We start from the raw sequence: 18,660 nt of genomic DNA, 5'->3' as shown, positions 1-18,660 counted from the left end.
TCGCCCGGTCGCCGACGCACATGCGACCGGGGCACCTCCGCCGACGAGCGGAGGTGCCCCGGTGTGATGAGCGCGCGGTCCTCAGAGGAGCCAGCGGTTGCGGCTGACGAAGGGCAGCCGCGCCCACGCCTTGCCCAGCCCCCAGGTGGCGCCGGCGCCCGCGGCCGCCAGGGCGATCAGGACGACGGCGTAGACGAGGTGGTAGTCGGCGAACGGGTTGGTCGACATGCTCGCCGAGCCGTCGGACAGGTGCTTGGCCGGCGGCCATTCGGCGATCCACATCAGCGCCATCATCGCGGTGCCGGCGACCGCGGCGAGCCGCAGGCCGATGCCCGCGATCAGGGCGAGGCCGATGCCGCCCAGGCCGAGCATGAACAGCCAGTCGGCCCAGGTGGCGCCCGCCCAGTCGTGGAAGGTGGACTCCATCGGTCCGACCGCGACGCCGCTGAGGAAGCCCTTGGTGGGCGAGCCGCCGTCGATCCAGCCCTTGCCGGACGGGGTGGCATAGCCGAGGCCGAAGGTCTTGTCGAGGAACGCCCATAGGAAGACGAACCCGGTCAGGAGACGGACCCCGGCGAACATGTACGCACGGGTCGCCGTCGCGGCGGCGGTCGTCTCCTCGGCGGAGGCGGGAGCCGCCCCAGCCTTGCCCAGGGACGGGAAACGGAATCCCAGATGCCGGTGGGGGTGGCCGTGCACTGCCATGATGCTCATCCCTTTCGAGGGGTGCGACGCGCAGAATGTGGTGGACGACTCTCGTTGCACCTTCAATGTCCCGCGTCGTCGGCGCCCGGCGGAGGGGCTGCAGGGCCCCGGACAGCGGGCCGAACGGCCCTCGATCCTGGCCACGTTGGCGTCGGTCAGCCGTCCCAGGACCAGTCGGCGATCTCCGGCAGGTCGGTGCCGTGGACGCGGATCCAGTCGTGGTGGCGCAGGCGGGCGTCCTCCATCCGCTGCCGCACCGCTGCGGCGCGCACGGCGAGGCCGGGGACGCGGTCGATGACGTCCATGACGAGGCGGTAGCGATCCATGTCGTTGCGGACGACCATGTCGAAGGGCGTGGTCGTGGTGCCGATCTCCTTGTAGCCGCGCACATGCAGGTTCTTGTGTCCGGTGCGGCGGTAGGCGAGGCGGTGGATCAGCCACGGGTAGCCGTGGTAGGCGAAGATGACCGGCTTGTCGGGGGTGAACAGGCCGTCGTACTCGAAGTCGCCCATGCCGTGCGGGTGTTCCTCCGCAGGCAGCAGCCGGGCGATGTCGACGACGTTCACCACCCGGACGGCCAGCTCGGGCAGGTGCCGGCGCAGCAGCTGGGCGGCGGCCAGGACCTCCTGGGTGGGCACGTCACCGGCGCAGGCCAGGACGGCGTCGGGCTCGCCGCCGTTCTCCGTGCCCGCCCAGTCCCAGATCCCGGCGCCGCGCGCGCAGTGGACCTTGGCCTGCTCCATCGTCAGCCAGTCGAAGCAGGGCTGCTTGCCGGCCACGATCACATTGACGTAGTCCCGGCTGCGCAGCGCGTGATCCGCCACCGACAGCAGGGAGTTGGCGTCCGGCGGCAGGTAGACCCGTACCGCCTCCGGACTCTTGTTGAGGATGTGGTCGACAAAGCCGGGGTCCTGGTGGGAGAAGCCGTTGTGGTCCTGGCGCCACACGTGCGAGGTCAGCAGGTAGTTGAGGGAGGCGATGGGTGCGCGCCAGGGCAGACGGCGGGTGGTGCGCAGCCACTTGATGTGCTGGTTGACCATCGAGTCGACGATGTGCACGAACGCCTCGTAGCAGGAGAACAACCCGTGCCGGCCGGTTAGCAGATAGCCCTCGAGCCAGCCCTGGCAGGTGTGTTCGGACAGGATCTCCATCACCCGGCCGTGCCGGTCGAGGTGTTCGTCGACATCGAGGGTGTCTGCCTGCCACGCCTTGCCGCTGGCCGCGTACACGGCCTGGAGGCGGTTGGAGGCGGTCTCGTCCGGGCCGACGAGGCGGAAGTCACGCCGGTCGGTGGTGGCCCGCATGACGTCCTGCAGCAGGTCGCCGAGGACGCGGGTGGGTTCGTGCAGGGTGGCGCCGGGCTTGTCGACGGGGACGGCGTACCGCTCCAGCGGGGGCAGGGGCAGTTCGCGCAGCAGGAGTCCGCCGTTGGCGTGGGGGGTGGCGCCGAGCCTTCGGGCGCCGTCCGGGACGCAGGCCAGGACATCGGGGCGTGGGCGGCCGTGCTCGTCGAACAGTTCTTCGGGGCGGTAGGAGCGCAGCCAGTCCTCCAGCTGCCGCAGGTGGTCGGCGTTGTCGCGGACGGCGGCCAAGGGGACTTGATGGGCGCGCCACGTGCCTTCCACCGGCAGACCGTCGACCTGGGCCGGGCCGGTCCAGCCCTTGGGAGTGCGCAGGACGATCACCGGCCAGCGGGGGCGTTCGGTCACGCCGTCCTCGCGTGCGGCGCGCTGGAAAGCGGCGATGCGGTCCAGCGCGGTGTCCATGGCCTCGGCCATCGCCCGGTGGACGGCCGCCGGGTCGTCGCCCGTGACATGGAGCGGGTCGTGGCCGTAGCCCCGGAGGAGTTCGTCGAGCTCGGGCTCGGGGAGCCGGGCGAGCACCGTCGGATTGGCGATCTTGTAGCCGTTGAGGTGCAGGACCGGCAGGACAGCGCCGTCGTGGACCGGGTCGAGGAACTTGTTGGAGTGCCAGGACGCGGCCAGCGGACCGGTCTCCGCCTCGCCGTCGCCGATCACGGAGGTGACGACCAGGCCGGGGTTGTCCAAGGCGGCGCCGTAGGCGTGCGAGAGGGCGTAGCCGAGTTCACCGCCCTCGTGGATGGAGCCCGGGGTCTCCGGGGCTACGTGGCTGGGCACACCGCCGGGGAAGGAGAACTGCTTGAACAGCCGGGCCATGCCATCGGCGTCCCGGGTGATGTCCGGGTAGGTCTCGGTGTACGAGCCTTCCAGCCAGGAGTTGGCGAGGACGGCGGGCCCGCCGTGGCCGGGGCCCCAGATGCACAGGGCGTCAAGGCCACGTGCCTTGATGACGCGGTTGAGGTGGGTGTGGACCAGGTTCAGGCCCGGGGAGGTTCCCCAGTGGCCCAGGAGGCGCGGCTTGACGTGTTCCGGGCGCAGCGGTTCGGTCAGCAGGGGATTGGCCATGAGGTAGATCTGGCCGACGGACAGGTAGTTCGCGGCGCGCCAGTGGGCGTCCAGCGTCCTCAGCTCGGCGTCCGTGAGCGGGGCGGACGCCTGCTGCGTGTCGACGGACATCATGGGTCCCTTCCGGATCGGGGTCGGTCGGATGTGCATGCGGGTCCGTGCCTTCCCACACTCCCCCAGCCGCCGGTTACCCGACAGGGGCCGACCGGGCCATCCGCTGACCGCGGTGCCCGTCATCAGCTTGCCGGCACGAGCACCACGGGGCAGTGGGAGTGGTGCAACAGGACATGCGCGACCGGGCCGAGCGGTGGACCGAGCCGGCCCGCGCGCCGGCGCGTGCCGATGACCACGACACCGGCCTCGCGGGTATCGGCCAGCAGGGCGTGAGCCGGGCCGGTGCGGACCGTGCGGCTGTCGACCTCGACCGTGGGGTACTCCTCCCGCAGTCGGCCGATGCTGAACCGCGGCACGGCTTCCTCCGCCCGGTCGGTCCGGGCCTGGCGGTCCTGGCCGGGGCTCGTCGCGGCTACCAGCGAGGGCAGCTCGGGCGTGGTGTGCCGGTGTGTCGCGGAGTGCAGGACACGCAGCCGGGCTCCGCGCCGTGCCGCATCCTGGAAGGCGTAGGCGGCCGCTGCCTCGTCAGCGTCGCTCTCCAGGCCGAGCAGCACGTCGCGCCCCTCGTCGCAGGGGTGGTCCCCGCGGGCGACCACCAGCGGACCGTGCACGTGCGCGGTCAGGCGCCAGCTCACCGAGCCGGCCAACAGGCCGGAGACACCGCCGAACCCACGGGTGCCCACGACGGTGAGTGCCGCGCTCTCGCTCTCCCGCGCCAGCGCCTGCACGGCGCCGTCCTCCACGGCCCTGGTCTCCAGCGGCAGACCGGGATGACGCTCGTGGACCCGTGCAGCGGCCGACGCCAGAATGGGCGCCGCCTCGTCGCGGTCGGCCACGGCGTAGACGACGCGCAACGCGGTGCCGCGGCGCACCGCTTCTTCGGCGGCCCAGTCCAAAGCCCGTACGGCGACCAGCGAGCCGTCTACGCCGACGGCCACATGACGGAGAGCCATTGCCTTGTTCCCTTCTGTTCCGTGTGCGGGATATACAGCCCTCGTGGGACCGAGGACGGTGGGGAAGCTCGCCGTCGGCCGACATACCGTTCATTCCGCGGCAGCTCCACCGCAGATGCTCGTCGTCCATGGCCCCTGTGGGCAGAGGCCGACTAGGCCGTCGATCCGCCGTACGGCCCACGGGTCGTGGGGCCGACCGGTCCCGGACCCGGCCGGACGAGAAGAAACGAGAGGGAGAGACAGGGGCGTTCAGGCGGTGAGGTCCACCCCGTACAGGGTGCGTCCGCCGACCAGCTCACGCCCGGTGACCAGTTCGGGCTCGATGCGGACGAAGACCTCCTGCGGTGAGGGCACCCAGGAGACCGGACCGGTGCGGGCCAGGCGTTCGATCTCGGCGGGGTCGGTCACCACCGTGGCCGCGCCGGTGACGACGACGCTCCAGCCGGAGTGCCGGACCGCGTCGACGTCGTCGACCTCGAAGGCGACCACCGCGCCGTCGATCGCGCGGACCAGTTCCGAGGTTGCGGAAGTACGCAGCAGGACCGCGCCGTCGCCGTCCATGCTGAAGTTCACCGGCAGCACGGCGGGCAGGGCCTGGCGCGTGTAGACGATGCGGCCGACGGGCATCTTGGCCAGCCGCTGTAGGCACTCCTGCCGCCCGAGTTCGTGGAAACCGTCGTTGGGGTACATCAGCCAGCCCGTCTTTCGCCTGGTACAGGGATCTGCGTCCTTCCATCCTGAACCGGATGCGGCCCGGGGATGAGGGGCCATCGGTCCCGGCCATACCGGAGAACGGCCCGTGTCACACCGTGATCGATGGGCCTGCGAGTCCGGTCTCTCCGGGGCGTGTGGGTGCCACTCGGGCCGGGCCGGTCGACCGAATCGCGCCGCCAGACAGCTCGGCATATCCAGCGAAACCGGGAAGTAGGGTCCATCGGCCCTATCCATGCCTCGTCCTTCTCTGTGGTCTCGGACCATGTCCGCTATCGACTCCGGGTCCGCGCCTCACCACACGGAACGCACCGTCGGTGACACAACCGTCGTGGAGCTGGGCGGCGAGATCGACATCTTCACCGCGCCGCACATCGCGGCCCGGCTGGAGGCTCTGACTGCGGGCCCGCACCCCCCGGTGAGGGGCCGATGGTCCCGCCGTCGGGGTCCGGACGGGCCACACCGGCCTGAGTGAGCGACGTTGCGGACCTGCAGACCCGCGACGCGGCCCCTCCCCGTCCTGGGGACAAGGGCTGAACGGCCCCAACACGGCGGTGGATTGGCCCCCGGCCGACCCCCTGATGCTGCCTGGCCGGCCCATGCCGCGCCGCGTTGCCGGCTGTCACGCTTCGTGACGTTGCTGACGAGGAGGAGGTACGGACCGATGGGCGGCAGCAGGCGTGCAAGGAAGCGGCTGTGGCGATGGCGGAACAACCCGTTGCGACGGCGCGACGACATCATCGAAGCCTGGCTCGTGCCGGCCGTGTGGGCGGTCATCGCCGTGGGCGGTACCGTCGCCGGCCTGGTCACGGCACACGCCGCCGATGAGGTGTTCGCGCAGCAGCGCACCGAGCGGTACTCCGTGCACGCGGTGCTCCTCACCGAAGTCCCCCGCAGCAAGGCCGGGGGCACGAGCGACAAGATCGCGGCGCGGATTCGCTGGACGGACCCCGATGGCTCCGTCCACACCGACACGACCTTGGTAGACGCCGGGCTGAAGGCCGGGTCCAGGATCGTGGTCTGGACGGACGGCCTCGGTGAGACCACCGCCGAGCCGCCGAGTCCCACGGAAGCGGCCGTCGAAGCCGGCTTCCTGGCCACCGGGGCCGCGCTCGCGTTCGGGGGCATGGCCTTCGGCGCCGGAGCCGTCGCACGGTGGCGGCTCGACCATCGGCGCATCAACCAGTGGGGCACGGAATGGGAACTGGTCGGCCCTCAATGGGGCCACAAGACCGGCTGATTCACGCTCGGCTGTGAACGCGCGGCCAGACCGCATGAACGCCGGGGCGGATACGCTCCCCAGATGTGACAGTCGTGGCCGGGGGCGGTCCGAGTCCTCCTACGACCACCGCTGCCCTGACGTGCCTCGGCAGGCGGCCTCACCTCCTGCCCAGTTCGGCCCGAAGGTCCGTCGCGATTCGGGCCGCCCACTCCTCGATCGCGGTGAAGTCGCGGAAGTCCCCGCCCTTTCCGTCGCGCAGGATCATCCGGGCGACCCACCCCTTCGCTCCCTCTTGCAGGCGGCCCCCGAAGGTGACGTGCTCCCTGACGCCGAGCCGGACCATGGCCTTGTGCACGCCCGGTACCGGCGGGATGTCACGTTCCGCGGCCGAGGCGTCGAGCGGGCCGCTGCTGAAGAACCACAGCGGCCGCCCGGCCAGGACTCGCCGATGGCGACGGACGAAGCGGCGGGCGTCCTTGTGCCAGCGCCCCGCGTACAGGGCGCCGCCGACCACGACGGCTTCGTACGACGCCACGCTCGTCACCGACCGGGCCGGCAGCGCGTCGGCTGTCAGCCCGTCCTTACGCAGGACCGTGGCGACGGCTTCGGCGATCTGCGCGGTCGATCCGTTCGTTGTCCCATAAGCGACCAACACACTGCTGAGCATGATGGTGCCTCCTTCCACATCGCGCGTGGCCAGTGGTCGCCGATGCCCCGCAGCGCCCGCTCGTCGCGCTTGAGATTCGCGGCGTCCAGCTGGTGGGTGGGCCGACCACCGGTTGTCCGTTCACCCCACGGGTCGTCCGGGACGTCTTGAAGTGGGTCGGGCCCTCGAAGCGGTGCCATGGCACGGGTGCCGCTCCCAGGCCAGGGGACCGTCCGGGCCAAGGCATTCCGGCGGTATCTCAGCCGAGGGCCAGATCGGGGCGCACCAGGGTCCCCGACCTCCCGTGGACGATCTCGTACGCCGCGTCCAGGGCGCCGATGGCGGCCAGTCCCCCGGTGCGTTCGACGAACCGGGCGGCGGCCTCCGTCTTGGGGCCCATGGAGTCGGCGGCAAAGCCTGCGCGGCGCAGGTCGTCGGGCGTGGCGTCGAGGACGGGCTGCCGGTCGGGGGTGCCGTAGCCGGTGTAGACGCACGGAACGTCGGTGAGGATGAGCAGGAAGTCGGCCTTGAGTTCCTCGGCGAGCAGGGCGGCGGTGAGGTCCTTGTCGACGACCGCGTCCACTCCCTGCAGCGCGCCGGTGTCGCTGTCGGCGGTGACGGGCACACCTCCGCCGCCGGCACAGATGACCAGCGCTCCGCAGGTGAGCAGGTCGTGGATGGTCTCCGTCTCGACGATTCCCTCGGGCATGGGTGAGGCGACGACCTGGCGCCACCCGGTGGCGTCCTCGACGATGTGCCAGCCGCGCCTTCGCGCGAGGGTGCGGGCGACGTCACGCGGGTACACGGGACCGACGCGCTTTGTGGGCCGCGCGAAGGCCGGGTCGTCGGCCCGTACCAGGGTGTGGGTGACGAGCGCGACCACCTTGTGGCCGGGCAGCACGTCGTGCAGGGCCCGAACCAGCAGCGAGCCGATCAGGCCCTCGGTCTGGGCACCCAGGAGGTCCAGCGGATAGGGGGCAGTCAGCACCGGGTCGGCCGCGCTCTCCATGGCGAGCAGGCCGATCTGCGGCTCGTTGCCGTGGGTGAGGACGACCTCGTGTTCGAGAGCGAGAGCGGCGACGGCGGTGGTCACCCGGTCGATGTTCGCCTGCTGCACAGCCGCGTCGGGGCGATCACCCCGGCGCAGCAGGGCGTTGCCGCCGAGAGCGATGACGATGCGCATGGCTTTGGGTCCTCCAGGGGGCCACGAGTACGGCCTTGATGGTGTGCAGCCGGTTCGTTCTGCGCCCGGTCGAAGTCAGGCGGGTGAGGGATGACGCACCGCCGGCGCTTCGACTCCGTGGCAGACAGTGCGTGCCTGACGTTCGGGTCGCCGCTGGCGGCCGGTGTCCTGCCATTGACCTGATACGGCAGCGCCGAGCTTCTCCGGCTCAGCGATGGACCGCGATCCGATCAGGTCGGCAGGGCTGCTCCGTCGCCCGCACGAGGGCCGGCCGACGATGGATGCGGCGCCGCTGCGCCCGCAGCACCAGCGCGTCGAGCGCGGCGCTGAGCACAAAGGTGGCCGCGGTGAAGATCACCAGGAGAACGGCGAACAGCCTCCAGAACTCCGAGGTCAGTGACGTACCCACCATGCACCTCCTCTCACTTCCATCGGATTGGCTCTTGTCTCCATCGAACCTCCGGTGCCGTCCAGGCGCAGGGTGCCGAAGGGCCCGGACTCGGTGCCGGGCGGCCCAGTCATGGGGCCGGGTGGCCCATCGCCCGATACGAGACACGGGAACACGCTGGACGTGGCAGGTTCGTACGCCCGTACAGGAGGCACGTCATGAACGCTCCCGCCACGGCCGGCATGCTGCAGGCACTCCCGGCCGAACACAGGCAGAGGCTGATGCGCTTTGGCCGGGAGGTGTCCTTTCCCCAGAGCACCCGTCTCTTCGAGGAAGGGGGCAGCGCCGACCGGTTCTGGATCATCCGCACCGGCTCGGTCGACCTCGACATGCGTGTGCCCGGCCGCCGCGCCGCCGTCATCGAGACCCTCCGCCACAACGAACTCATCGGCTGGTCCTGGCTGTTCGCCCCGCACGCCTGGCACCTGGGCGCCGAGGCGACCAGCCCGGTGCGCGCCTACGAGTTCGACGCCACCGCGGTCCGCTCGATGTGCCAGGACGACCCCGCGCTCGGCGCGAGCGTCGCCCACTGGGTGGGCGGTGTCCTGGCCCACCGTCTGCGCTCGGCCCGCACCCGGCTGCTGGACCTGTACGCCCCCTACGGCAGCGGCAGCCTCCTGTGACCGCGCCCACGACTCGAAGCACGACGACAGCTACCAGGGAGGGATGATGCACGGCACCCCGCACATCATCAGCGACGTGATGACCCACACCGTGGCCGCCATCGGCCGCGGCGCCGCCTTCAAGGAGATCGTGCGGATGATGCACGACTGGAAGGTCAGCGCCCTGCCCGTCCTGGAGGGCGAGGGCCGTGTCGTCGGCGTCGTGTCCGAGGCCGACCTGCTGCCCAAGGAGGAGTTCCGCGACGAGGACCCCGACCGGCACACCCAGCTCCAGCGCCTGACGGACCTCGCCAAAGCCGGCGCCGTGACCGCCGGGGAGCTGATGACCGCGCCGGCCCTCACCGTGCGTGCGGACGCGACGCTGGCGCAGGCCGCTCGAGCGATGGCACGCGCCAGGGTGAAGCGGCTTCCGGTCGTCGATGAGCTGGGCATGCTGCAGGGCATCGTCAGCCGCGCCGACCTGCTGAAGGTGTTCCTGCGCGACGACGAGGACATCGCCGAGGAGGTCCGCCGGGAGGTGGTCTCGTACCTCTTCCCCGCGCCGACGTCGGCCGTACGGGTGGCCGTGCGGGAGGGGGTCGTGAAGCTCGGCGGCCGTATCCGGGACACGTCCCTGGTCCCGGTGGCCGCACGGCTGATCAGGGCCGTCGAGGGGGTCGTGGACATCGAGTTCGACCTCTCCGAGCACGACCGTTCCTCCGAGTCGACCACGGTACCGTCGGCTCACGGCGAGAGCGCCTGGCCGTTGTGATCCCCTCCCGAACGGCGGCGGTGAGACGTCCGCAGTAGGCACGGGCTCGCTGCAGTAGCGTGCCGTCCGGGTCCCCGTATGTCCCAGGCGATGGAGGCGGCATGGCCGACGAGAAGGCGGCGACGCCGCCGCGCAGGACGTATGAGAAGGAACTGCTGCGCCTGCAGACAGAGTTGGTGAAGCTGCAGGAGTGGGTGCGGGCGGAGGGCGCCCGGCTCGTCGTGGTCTTCGAGGGACGGGACGCGGCGGGCAAGGGCGGCACCATCAAACGGGTCGCCGAGCACCTCAATCCGCGTGTGGCCCGAATCGTGGCCCTGCCGAAGCCGACCGAGCGCGAGCGCACCCAGTGGTACTTCCAGCGCTACGTCGAGCACCTGCCCGCCGCCGGCGAGATCGTGCTGTTCGACCGCAGCTGGTACAACCGGGCCGGGGTCGAGCACGTGATGGGCTTCTGCACGAAAGAGGAGCACCAACTGTTCCTGCGCCAGTGATGGGGCTATTTGAATCTGGTTCTGTCAGCGATCTCGTGAAAGCCGAGGTCAAGCAGCTGCGTAGCCGGGAATGCCATGCTCATGGGGGATGTGTGCTTATCGCCCGAGGAAGTGTTCTTTCCCGAGGCTGCGGGCGTGAGGGTGGAGCGTCTGGAAGTGTGCGCGGACGGGGCGTTGATCCAGGTGTCCAGCGCATGCTCATCGAGATCATGTCCGGACTGCGGTATCTCGTCCCGTCGGGTGCACAGTCGCTATGACCGTCAGATGGACGACCGGCCCGTGGCCGACAGGCCGGTGCGGGTCCGGCTGACCGTGCGCCAGTTCTTCTGCGATACCCCAACCTGCCGCCGACGGACGTTCGTTGAGCAGGTCGACGGTGTGACGGAGCCTTATCAGCGGGCCAGCTCCGGCCTGCGCAGCTGGCTCCGCGCCGTCGCGGCCGAGCTGGGCGGACGGCCTGGAGCACGGCTGTGCCGGAAACTCTCCGTTCCCGCAGGGCGGATGAGACTGCTGCGGCAGCTGCACGCTCCGCCCGTTCCGGACAGGGCTCCGCGAGTCTTGGGTGTAGACGAGTTCGCCTTCCGTCGCGGCCGCCGCTACGGCACCATCCTGGTCGACGCCGAAACCCACCGGCCCGTCGACGTCCTGCCGGACCGAACCTCCGAGACACTCGCCGCATGGCTGCGCGACCATGCCGGTGCCGAAGTGGTGTGCCGGGACCGGGCCAGCGCCTACACCCGCGCGATCAGGGAAGCCGCCCCCAACGCCACCGAGGTGGCCGACCGCTGGCACCTGCTGCGCAATCTCTCGCTCGCCGTCGAACAGGTCTGCCACCAGCACCGCGCCTGCCTACGCAAATACGCCGAACACCAGCAGCGCAACCAGCCGCAGCAACCCACCTTGGATCTCCTGCCGCCCACGCTGATCGTGGACCGTGTCCGGCAGCGCCACGAGGAGATCAACCACATGGTCGATACGGGCTATCCGATCAGCGAGATCGCCCGCCGCCTCGGTCTGGACCGCAAGACCGTCCGCCGTTACCGCGACACCGACCTCGACGTTCTGCTCGCCTCCGCCCGTGACCGCAGGAACGTGCCTCTGGACCGGTTCAAGCCCTATCCTCAGGCCCAGTTCGCCGCCGGCAACACCAACGCCACTGAGCTGTACGAGCAGATCCGCGAGCGCGGCTTCCAGGGCGCCTACTCGACGCTCTCGCGCTACGTGCGCACCATGCGCGACGGCACGGCCGTCCCCGCCCCAGCGCCCGTCCCGAGTCCCCGCACCATCAGCGGGTGGATCATGCGCCCTCGCGAGAAGCTGTCGCCTCGTCAAGCCGCTGAGCTGGATCGGATCCGGCTAGCCTGCCCGGACATCACCTACGCCTGCGACCTGGCCCGCTCGCTCACCGCGTTGGTCCGACACCGTCGAGGGCACCTGCTCGGCGAGTGGATCCAGCGGGCCGAACAATGCGACCAAGCCTCGATCCGGTCCTTCGCAAGCTTCCTCCGCCAGGACTTCGACGCCGTCACCGCCGGCCTCACGCTCTCCTACAGTTCCGGCGTCGTCGAGGGGCACGTCTGCAGAGTCAAGCTCCTGAAGAGGAGCATGTACGGCCGCGCCTCCTTCACGCTCTTGCGAGCCCGCATCCTCACACCGCCCTGACCGAGATCAGCGACAAAGCTGAAAGCGTCGCGCGCGCCGAGTAATCCACGTGTCCCTTCCTCAGCGGAGTGGGTAGCCTCTCGCGGGTGGCGAACGAGGACGTGTTGCAGGACCACGCTCATCGGCAGGTCGTGCGGATCGGCGACACGGTCCGCAGGCCCGTTCAGCCCTGGACTGAGACGGTGCACGCGCTTCTGCGCCATCTCGAAGCGGTGGGTTTCCGCTGCGCTCCGAGGGTCCTGGGGTTTGACGAGGAGGGCCGCGAAGTTCTGACCTATATCGACGGCGATTCAGGGCCATCGGGCTGGGCCAGGGTCGTGGAGGACAAGGGCTTGACCGCCTTTGCCCGGCTGCTGCGCGACTACCACGACGCGACCGCGGACTTCCGCCCGCCGGACGGGGCTGCCTGGGCAATCGGTCCGGGAGTGCCAGCCGCCGATCACGTGATCTGCCATGGCGACTTCGGTCCGTGGAACGTGGTGTGGCAGGGGTACCGGCCTGTGGGAATCATCGACTGGGACTTTGCCCGCCCGGCGGCGCGTCTGCATGATGTGGCCTACGCACTGCAGTACATCGCCCCGTTCCGGGACGATGCCGAGTGCATCCGCTGGCTGCACTTCCCGCAACCACCCGACCGCCTTCACCGCTTGGAGCGGTTCTGCTCTGCCTACGGCTTGTCCTCCGCCGAGGGCATCGTCGATGCCGTCATCGACGGGCAACGGGAGAACATCGATCAGGTACGCCGACTGGCCGACGACGGGCACCAACCCCAGGCCACATGGGTAACCGAGGGCTATCTGCAGGATCTTGAGCGCAAGGTGGCATGGAGCGAGTCGCACCGGCATCTGTTCCAGTAGCGGCTCGCTGCCGTCACGAGATCGCTGACAGAACCGTCTTCAAGAATCGCCATCACCAGTGTCCGATCTTCGAACGGATGCTGGTCGAGGACGGGATCCTGCTGCGCAAGTACTGGTTCTCAGTGAGTGACGACGTGCAGGAGGAGCGGTTCCGGCGGCGGCTCACAGATCCCACGAGGCGCTGGAAGCTCTCGCCGATGGACCTGGAGTCCATCACCCGCTGGGAGGCGTACTCCCGGGCCAAGGAAGAGATGCTCGTGCACACCGACATCGCCGAGGCGCCGTGGTACGTCGTCGAGAGCGACGACAAGCGGCGTGCCCGGCTCAACATGATCGCGCATCTGCTGAGCAGCGTGCCCTACCACGAGGTGCAGCCGCCTGTTCTCGACCTGCCGCCGCGCCCGTCGTCAACCGGCTACGAACGGCCGCCGCGCGATCTGCGGACGTACGTCCCCAACCACGCGGCGGGCCTGTGAGCCGGTCGTCGTGTCAGCTCCGCTGCGGCACGACGGCGACCGGACAGGCGGAGTGGTGCAGCACCGTGTGGGCGACGCGGCCGAGCTGGAGTCCGAAGGTCTGCTTCTGCCGCCGGGCCCCGACGACCAGCAGGTCGGCGGTGGCCGAGGCGTCGAGCAGCACCTTGCGGGCGGGGCCCTCGGCGGTGCGCCGGTGCACCTCCACGGACGGGTGCTTGGCGGCCGTCTCGTTCAGCGCGGCCTCCAGCGTCTCGGCGGCCCGCTGTTCGTGCAGGCGGGCGGGCTCACCCGCGAGGAGGGGGTGGTCGGTGGTCTCGTGCGCGGGGCACCGCCAGGCCCGTACGGCCTCCAGCACGGCCCCGCGGCGCTCCGCCTCCTCGAAAGCGAAACGCACGGCAGCCTGACCGTGCGCCTCCTCGCCGACACCGAGCAGGATGCGCCCGTGCGTCACAGGCTGTGCCCGCTTGTCCCGGCGGCCGCGCAGCACGATCACCGGGCAGGTGGCGTAGGCGGCCACGGTCAGGCTGACGGAACCGAGCAGCAGCTCGGCGATGCCGCCGCGTCCCCGGCTGCCCAGGACCAGCGCGGAAGCCTGCCGTCCCTCCCGCACCAGCGCGTACTCCGGCTCCTCGGGCAGTACTTCGGTGACCACCTTCAGGTCCGGTTGCCGAGTGCGCGCCCTCCGGGCGGCGCCGTCGACGATGCCGTCGGCGAGCACCTGCTCGGACGGCTTGCCGAGGTCCTCGGCAAGCGCGGCACCCTCGTACCACTGCCACAGCGAGGCGTGCACCAGCCGCAGCTGCACCCCGCGCAGGACGGCCTCGTCCGCCGCCCAGTCGACGGCGCGCAGACTCGGCTCCGAGCCGTCCACGCCCACCACCAGGGGCAGTTCCAGGGTGGTGCGGTGTGCGTCGTTCATGAGGTTCCTCCTCGATGGACTCGGGAGCGTCAGTCGTGTGCGACGACGGCAACGGGGGCGGTGGCGTGGTGCAGCACGGCGTGCGTGACGGGGCCGATGTGGGCGCCGAGCGGGCTGCGGCGGATCCGGCGGCCTACAACGACCAGGGACGCCGCGCGGGAGGCGTCGGCCAGGTGGACGGCGGGACTGCCGGAACGGGACTCCTCGATGACCTCAACGGCCGGGTACTTCTCCTTCCAGCGGTGCAGCACCTCGGCCAGCGTGGCAGCGTCCTGCTTGCCCAGCGTGGCGTTGAGCTCGGGGTCGGCGGGCAGGCCGTACGCGAAGTACGGCGGCAGGTTCCAAGCGTGGACGACCCGCAGAGGCGTGACACGGCGGGCGGCTGCCTCGAAGGCGTAGGCGATCACCGTGTCGTCGGGGCTGTCGGTGTCCAGCCCGAGGACGACGGGCCCGCCGACGGCCTGCTCCCTGTCACGGACCAGAACCACCGGCAGCTCGGCGTGCGCCACGACGGCCTGGCCCACGGACCCGACAAGGAAACCGCCGATGCCGCTCAGTCCTCGGGAGCCGAGGACCAGTAGCTCGGCGTCCTTCGCCGCCTCAGTCAGCACCTCGGCGGGCCTGCCGGGGACCTGCTCCACGGACACGTCCAGTCCAGGGTGACGAAGCTTGAGCCCTTCGACCACCTCGCGCGGGATCCTCCCCCTGGGGGCACCCCCGGCCGAAGGCTGGGGGACTTCGGCCGGGAGTACCCCCATCTCGCTTCGCTCGCTCCACTGGTGCTGCATCTCGACGCCGAGGAACTGCGCCAGAGCCATGGGCTCGGGGACCGCCTCCAAGGCGTGGACCAGCTTGAGCGAAAGACCACGCCGCTTCGCCTCACGGGCCGCCCACTCCGCGGCGGCACGGCTCTCGGCCGAGCCATCGAGACCTACGACAACACTGCGGATCACGGTTCTGCCTCCTCGTCCGGGATTCGATTCCAGCGTCGTGGCGCGGGGGCCGGTGAGACAGGGGCCGCAGGTCCCCGACCGGGGCAAGTGGACCCTGCGGGCGGCGGCAAGGCGGCGGCACGGTGTGGGTCAACGGCCCTCTTCACAGGCCCCGTTAACAGCCGGGATTCGATCAGTGGCCCCCAACCGGCCGACAGTCCCATCCAGTCTGGTCGGTACCTCGCGCGTGTCCGTCTCTTCAGTGGATTCTTGAGACCACTCGGCAGAAGGAGGATCATGTCCCGCAGCTCGGGCGACCGTGCACCGCGATGGCACGGCTGGCGCCGTCTGACGCCCGGGCTCGGCACCCTCGTCGGCTACCGGCGCTCCTGGCTGAAGGGCGACGTGCTGGCCGGAGTGACGGTCGCCGCGTATCTCGTTCCCCAGGTGATGGCCTACGCGGGCGTGGCCGGCCTGCCACCGGTCGCAGGACTGTGGGCGATCCTGCCCGCGCTCGCCCTGTACACCCTGCTCGGCTCCTCCCGGCTGCTCTCGGTCGGCCCGGAGTCGACGACCGCGCTGATGACGGCGACGGTGGTCGCCCCGCTCGCCGCCGGAGACCCGGCCCGGTACGCGACGCTGGCGGCCACGCTCGCGATCACGGTCGGCCTGCTGTGCGTGGTGGCCTGGGCGACCCGGCTCGGCTTCATCGCGGATCTGCTGTCCCGGCCGGTGCTCATCGGCTACCTGGCGGGCGTGGCACTGATCATGATGGTGGACCAACTGCCCAAGCTCACCGGCGTAGACACCACAGGCTCCGCGTTCTTCCCTCAGCTGTGGTCCCTCGTCCGGAACCTCCCCGACGCCCATGTTCCCACCGTCGCCTTCTCCGCCGTCGCGCTGTCCTTCCTCTTTGCCGTCGCCCGCTACGTCCGCGCCGTGCCGGGCCCGCTACTGGCCGTGGTGCTCGCCACGGCGGCGGTGGCGGCCTTCGGGCTCGACAACCGGTACGACCTCAAGGTGATCGGCGACGTCCCGGCCGGTCTGCCGGGGCTCGCCCTGCCGGACCTGACCGAACTGCCGCACCTGCTGCTGCCCGCGCTGGGCGTCGTACTCGTCGGCTACACCGACTTCATCCTCACCGCGCGGGCCTTCGCCGACCGCCGCACAGACACGGACAGGAACGCGCTGGACGCCAATCAGGAGTTCCTCGCCCTGGGCGCGGCCAACCTCGGCGCGGGCGCACTGCACGGCTTCCCGGTCAGCAGCAGCGCCAGCCGAACCGCTCTGGCCTCCTCCGCGGGCGCCCGCAGCCAGGCGTACTCACTCGTCGCCGGCGCGGCCGTCCTGGCCGTGTTGCTCTTCCTCAGCCCGCTGCTGTCCAGCACCCCCAAGGCCGTCCTGGGCGCCCTCGTCGTCTACGCCGCCCTCCGCATGATCGACCTGGCGGGCTTCCAGCGGCTGGCATCCTTCCGGCGCAGGGAACTGCTGCTGGCGCTTGGCTGCCTCGCCGGGGTCCTGGCCCTCGACATCCTGTACGGGGTGCTGGTCGCGGTCGGTCTGTCGGTGGCTGAGCTGCTGACCCGGGTGGCCCGCCCGCACGACGCCGTCCAGGGGCTGGTCCCGGGAGTTGCCGGTATGCACGACATCGACGACTATCCCGAGGCCCACACGATCCCCGGCCTGCTGGTCTACCGCTACGACTCCCCGCTGTTCTTCGCCAACGCGGAGGACTTCCGACGCCGGGCGCTGACCGCGGTTGACGAACAGACCGGCCCGGTCCGCTGGTTCGTCCTCAACACCGAGGCCAACGTCGAGGTCGACATCACCGCCCTGGACGCCGTCGACGCACTCCGCCGCGAACTCACCGACCGCGGCATCGTCTTCGCCCTCGCCCGCGTCAAGCAGGACCTGCTGGACGACCTGACGGCGTACGGCCTCACAAACACCGTCGGCACCGAGCGGATCTTCCCCACTCTGCCGACGGCCGTAGCCGCGTACCGGAAGTGGTGCCGCGACCAGTAGACCGCCCCGGGACCCACACTCGGCGATACAGCTGCTTGTGGAGTGCCCGCGGACGCCGTCGTTGTCGGGCGCGTCCGACTGCGGCGCTTGGACAGGGCCGGCGGGAGGTCGTCCCTGCACCATCCGGCCCCGGCCCGGGTGAGACCCGCGGGGCCGCTGTGCCTGAATCGATGGGGCCGTTCGGCCCCTCTTCGCCCAGCGCCGCCGAAACGCGGTCCGGTGCCTGCTACACAGAAGACGGTCGCCCCTTGGGTTGCGGCGCCTATCCCACCTCACCCCACCTGCCTGGGAGGCTTCATGCTGTCCGCAGAATCCGCCGCCGTCGTCCGCGCCACCCTGCCCGCCGTGGCCGGAGCGCTCGACGAGATCACCACCCGCTTCTACGGCGCGATGTTCCGCGACCGGCCGGAACTGCTCGACGGGATGTTCAACCGCGGCAACCAGGCCAGTGGTGCTCAGCGTCGCGCCCTGGCCGGCTCGATCGCCGGGTTCGCGACCGCATTGCTCGAGCAGCCGGACGTCCGTCCCGACGCACTGCTGAGCCGTATCGCGCACAAGCACGTCGCCGTCGGGGTCACCGAGGACCAGTACACGATCGTGCACAAGTACCTGTTCGGCGCGATAGCCGAGGTCCTCGGCGACGCCGTCACCCCCGAGGTCGCGGCCGCCTGGGACGAGGTGTACTGGCTGATGGCCGGCGCCCTCATCGCCCAGGAGGCCCGCCTCTACCAGGACGCGGGCCTCGAGCCCGGCAGGATCTGGCGGCAGTGGACGGTCGTCGAACGCCGTACCGAGACCCCGGACGTGGTGTCCTTCCTGCTCCGCCCCGCCGACGGCGAACCCGCGCCGCGCGCACGGGCCGGCCAGTACGTCAGCATCCGCCTGCGCATGCCCGACGGGGTCCACCAGCTGCGCCAGTACAGCCTGTCCTCCGACCCGGGCGGGGACCTGCGCCGGATCACCATCAAACGGGTCGCCGCCACGGGCGACACGCCGGACGGCGAGGTCTCCAACCTGCTGCACCGCTACGTGCGCGTGGGCGACGAGCTGACGCTCTCCGCGCCGTTCGGCGACGTCGTCCTCGACGACCCGACCGACGCCACCACCCCCGTCGTGCTGGTCTCGGCGGGCATCGGCTGCACCCCCATGACGGGCATGCTGGCCCACCTCGCGGACATCGGTTCGGCCCGCCCGGTGCTTGTCCTGCACGCCGACCGCTCCCCCACCGACCACGCCCTGCGCACCGAGACCCGCCAGCTCGTCGAGCAACTGCCAGAAGCCCGCGCCGTGTTCTGGTACGAGCGGCCGGGCGTGGAGGAACCCGACGCCTGCGCTGGCCTGATGAACCTCGACGGCATCGAACTGCCCGACGAAGCCACGGTGTTCCTGTGCGGCCCGCTGCCGTTCATGCGCGACGTACGCGGACAGCTGCTGCGCGCCGGGGTCCCGGCACGGCGCATCCGCTACGAGGTCTTCGGACCCGACCTGTGGCTGCCCGACCCGGCAGCCTGATCGG

General features: G+C 70.7%; 17 protein-coding genes and 1 pseudogene. 9 read left to right on the top strand and 9 right to left on the bottom strand.

Annotated features, from left to right (window positions below; translation table 11 throughout):
* Positions 1–81: 81 nt before the first annotated feature.
* The 4 genes from ACFY9I_RS22965 to ACFY9I_RS22950 all read right to left on the bottom strand — a co-directional run bounded on the left by ACFY9I_RS22965 (position 82) and on the right by ACFY9I_RS22950 (position 4,888).
* Positions 82–705, bottom strand: coding sequence for a hypothetical protein (locus tag ACFY9I_RS22965; RefSeq protein ID WP_391004448.1), 624 nt, complete (start codon positions 703–705; stop codon positions 82–84).
* Between the two features lie 155 nt (positions 706–860).
* Complete coding sequence (locus tag ACFY9I_RS22960) at positions 861–3,242, bottom strand: phosphoketolase (RefSeq protein WP_391004766.1); 2,382 nt, start codon at positions 3,240–3,242, stop codon at positions 861–863.
* A gap of 125 nt (positions 3,243–3,367) precedes the next feature.
* Positions 3,368–4,198, bottom strand: coding sequence for a universal stress protein (locus ACFY9I_RS22955; RefSeq protein ID WP_391004446.1), 831 nt, complete (start codon positions 4,196–4,198; stop codon positions 3,368–3,370).
* 249 nt (positions 4,199–4,447) lie between these two features.
* Positions 4,448–4,888, bottom strand: a complete 441-nt coding sequence (locus tag ACFY9I_RS22950) for a pyridoxamine 5'-phosphate oxidase family protein (protein ID WP_391004444.1) — start codon at positions 4,886–4,888, stop codon at positions 4,448–4,450.
* A 685-nt stretch (positions 4,889–5,573) separates the two neighbouring features.
* On the opposite strand from ACFY9I_RS22950, the gene ACFY9I_RS22945 reads away from it, so the two are divergent.
* Positions 5,574–6,149, top strand: coding sequence for a hypothetical protein (locus ACFY9I_RS22945; RefSeq protein ID WP_391004442.1), 576 nt, complete (start codon positions 5,574–5,576; stop codon positions 6,147–6,149).
* A gap of 139 nt (positions 6,150–6,288) precedes the next feature.
* Here the strand turns inward: ACFY9I_RS22945 and ACFY9I_RS22940 are convergent, their stop codons facing one another.
* The 3 genes from ACFY9I_RS22940 to ACFY9I_RS22930 form a co-directional block, all read right to left on the bottom strand.
* Positions 6,289–6,798: a flavodoxin domain-containing protein gene (locus tag ACFY9I_RS22940; protein ID WP_391004440.1), complete on the bottom strand. Its 510-nt coding sequence runs from the start codon at positions 6,796–6,798 to the stop codon at positions 6,289–6,291.
* Between the two features lie 238 nt (positions 6,799–7,036).
* Positions 7,037–7,960 carry a carbamate kinase gene (locus tag ACFY9I_RS22935; RefSeq protein WP_391004438.1) on the bottom strand — a complete coding sequence of 308 codons (924 nt, stop codon included), beginning with the start codon at positions 7,958–7,960 and terminating at the stop codon, positions 7,037–7,039.
* Between the two features lie 208 nt (positions 7,961–8,168).
* Entirely contained in the window at positions 8,169–8,372 is a 204-nt protein-coding gene (locus tag ACFY9I_RS22930) for a hypothetical protein (RefSeq protein WP_391004436.1), read from the bottom strand.
* A 194-nt stretch (positions 8,373–8,566) separates the two neighbouring features.
* Here ACFY9I_RS22930 and ACFY9I_RS22925 point away from each other — a divergent pair, with 194 nt between their 5' ends.
* The 6 genes and pseudogenes from ACFY9I_RS22925 to ACFY9I_RS22900 all read left to right on the top strand — a co-directional run bounded on the left by ACFY9I_RS22925 (position 8,567) and on the right by ACFY9I_RS22900 (position 13,268).
* Positions 8,567–9,031: a cyclic nucleotide-binding domain-containing protein gene (locus ACFY9I_RS22925; protein ID WP_391004434.1), complete on the top strand. Its 465-nt coding sequence runs from the start codon at positions 8,567–8,569 to the stop codon at positions 9,029–9,031.
* A gap of 46 nt (positions 9,032–9,077) precedes the next feature.
* Positions 9,078–9,782, top strand: a complete 705-nt coding sequence (locus ACFY9I_RS22920) for a CBS domain-containing protein (RefSeq protein ID WP_391004764.1) — start codon at positions 9,078–9,080, stop codon at positions 9,780–9,782.
* Between the two features lie 101 nt (positions 9,783–9,883).
* Positions 9,884–10,270, top strand: a pseudogene (locus ACFY9I_RS22915) (polyphosphate kinase 2); the annotation flags it as partial.
* A 78-nt stretch (positions 10,271–10,348) separates the two neighbouring features.
* Positions 10,349–11,935, top strand: coding sequence for an ISL3 family transposase (locus ACFY9I_RS22910; protein ID WP_391004432.1), 1,587 nt, complete (start codon positions 10,349–10,351; stop codon positions 11,933–11,935).
* Between the two features lie 86 nt (positions 11,936–12,021).
* Positions 12,022–12,792: a phosphotransferase gene (locus ACFY9I_RS22905; RefSeq protein WP_391004430.1), complete on the top strand. Its 771-nt coding sequence runs from the start codon at positions 12,022–12,024 to the stop codon at positions 12,790–12,792.
* A complete protein-coding gene (locus ACFY9I_RS22900) occupies positions 12,759–13,268 on the top strand; it encodes a hypothetical protein (protein WP_391004428.1) in 510 nt (169 codons plus the stop codon). The genes ACFY9I_RS22905 and ACFY9I_RS22900 overlap by 34 nt, the downstream gene beginning before the upstream one ends.
* A 13-nt stretch (positions 13,269–13,281) precedes the next feature.
* Here the strand turns inward: ACFY9I_RS22900 and ACFY9I_RS22895 are convergent, their stop codons facing one another.
* Both ACFY9I_RS22895 and ACFY9I_RS22890 read right to left on the bottom strand, forming a co-directional pair.
* Positions 13,282–14,187, bottom strand: a complete 906-nt coding sequence (locus tag ACFY9I_RS22895; RefSeq protein ID WP_391004426.1) for a universal stress protein — start codon at positions 14,185–14,187, stop codon at positions 13,282–13,284.
* 29 nt (positions 14,188–14,216) lie between these two features.
* Positions 14,217–15,140, bottom strand: coding sequence for a universal stress protein (locus ACFY9I_RS22890; protein ID WP_391004424.1), 924 nt, complete (start codon positions 15,138–15,140; stop codon positions 14,217–14,219).
* 276 nt (positions 15,141–15,416) lie between these two features.
* On the opposite strand from ACFY9I_RS22890, the gene ACFY9I_RS22885 reads away from it, so the two are divergent.
* Both ACFY9I_RS22885 and ACFY9I_RS22880 read left to right on the top strand, forming a co-directional pair.
* Entirely contained in the window at positions 15,417–17,144 is a 1,728-nt protein-coding gene (locus ACFY9I_RS22885) for a sulfate permease (RefSeq protein ID WP_391004422.1), read from the top strand.
* 297 nt (positions 17,145–17,441) lie between these two features.
* Entirely contained in the window at positions 17,442–18,656 is a 1,215-nt protein-coding gene (locus ACFY9I_RS22880; protein WP_391004420.1) for a globin domain-containing protein, read from the top strand.
* The last annotated feature ends 4 nt before the right edge of the window (positions 18,657–18,660 follow it).

The sequence above is a fragment of the Streptomyces sp. NPDC012510 genome, from assembly GCF_042955065.1.
Classification (GTDB): domain Bacteria; phylum Actinomycetota; class Actinomycetes; order Streptomycetales; family Streptomycetaceae; genus Streptomyces.
This window is presented reverse-complemented; position numbering and strand designations above follow the sequence as displayed.

Excerpts from the sequence above, each read along its gene's own strand:
- ACFY9I_RS22965 (WP_391004448.1), bottom strand. The coding sequence starts at position 705 with ATGGCAGTGCACGGCCACCCCCACCGGCATCTGGGATTCCGTTTCCCG.
- ACFY9I_RS22960 (WP_391004766.1), bottom strand. The coding sequence starts at position 3,242 with ATGTCCGTCGACACGCAGCAGGCGTCCGCCCCGCTCACGGACGCCGAG.
- ACFY9I_RS22955 (WP_391004446.1), bottom strand. The coding sequence starts at position 4,198 with ATGGCTCTCCGTCATGTGGCCGTCGGCGTAGACGGCTCGCTGGTCGCC.
- ACFY9I_RS22950 (WP_391004444.1), bottom strand. The coding sequence starts at position 4,888 with ATGTACCCCAACGACGGTTTCCACGAACTCGGGCGGCAGGAGTGCCTA.
- ACFY9I_RS22945 (WP_391004442.1), top strand. The coding sequence starts at position 5,574 with ATGGGCGGCAGCAGGCGTGCAAGGAAGCGGCTGTGGCGATGGCGGAAC.
- ACFY9I_RS22940 (WP_391004440.1), bottom strand. The coding sequence starts at position 6,798 with ATGCTCAGCAGTGTGTTGGTCGCTTATGGGACAACGAACGGATCGACC.
- ACFY9I_RS22935 (WP_391004438.1), bottom strand. The coding sequence starts at position 7,960 with ATGCGCATCGTCATCGCTCTCGGCGGCAACGCCCTGCTGCGCCGGGGT.
- ACFY9I_RS22930 (WP_391004436.1), bottom strand. The coding sequence starts at position 8,372 with ATGGTGGGTACGTCACTGACCTCGGAGTTCTGGAGGCTGTTCGCCGTT.
- ACFY9I_RS22925 (WP_391004434.1), top strand. The coding sequence starts at position 8,567 with ATGAACGCTCCCGCCACGGCCGGCATGCTGCAGGCACTCCCGGCCGAA.
- ACFY9I_RS22920 (WP_391004764.1), top strand. The coding sequence starts at position 9,078 with ATGCACGGCACCCCGCACATCATCAGCGACGTGATGACCCACACCGTG.
- ACFY9I_RS22910 (WP_391004432.1), top strand. The coding sequence starts at position 10,349 with ATGCTCATGGGGGATGTGTGCTTATCGCCCGAGGAAGTGTTCTTTCCC.
- ACFY9I_RS22900 (WP_391004428.1), top strand. The coding sequence starts at position 12,759 with ATGGAGCGAGTCGCACCGGCATCTGTTCCAGTAGCGGCTCGCTGCCGT.
- ACFY9I_RS22895 (WP_391004426.1), bottom strand. The coding sequence starts at position 14,187 with ATGAACGACGCACACCGCACCACCCTGGAACTGCCCCTGGTGGTGGGC.
- ACFY9I_RS22885 (WP_391004422.1), top strand. The coding sequence starts at position 15,417 with ATGTCCCGCAGCTCGGGCGACCGTGCACCGCGATGGCACGGCTGGCGC.
- ACFY9I_RS22880 (WP_391004420.1), top strand. The coding sequence starts at position 17,442 with ATGCTGTCCGCAGAATCCGCCGCCGTCGTCCGCGCCACCCTGCCCGCC.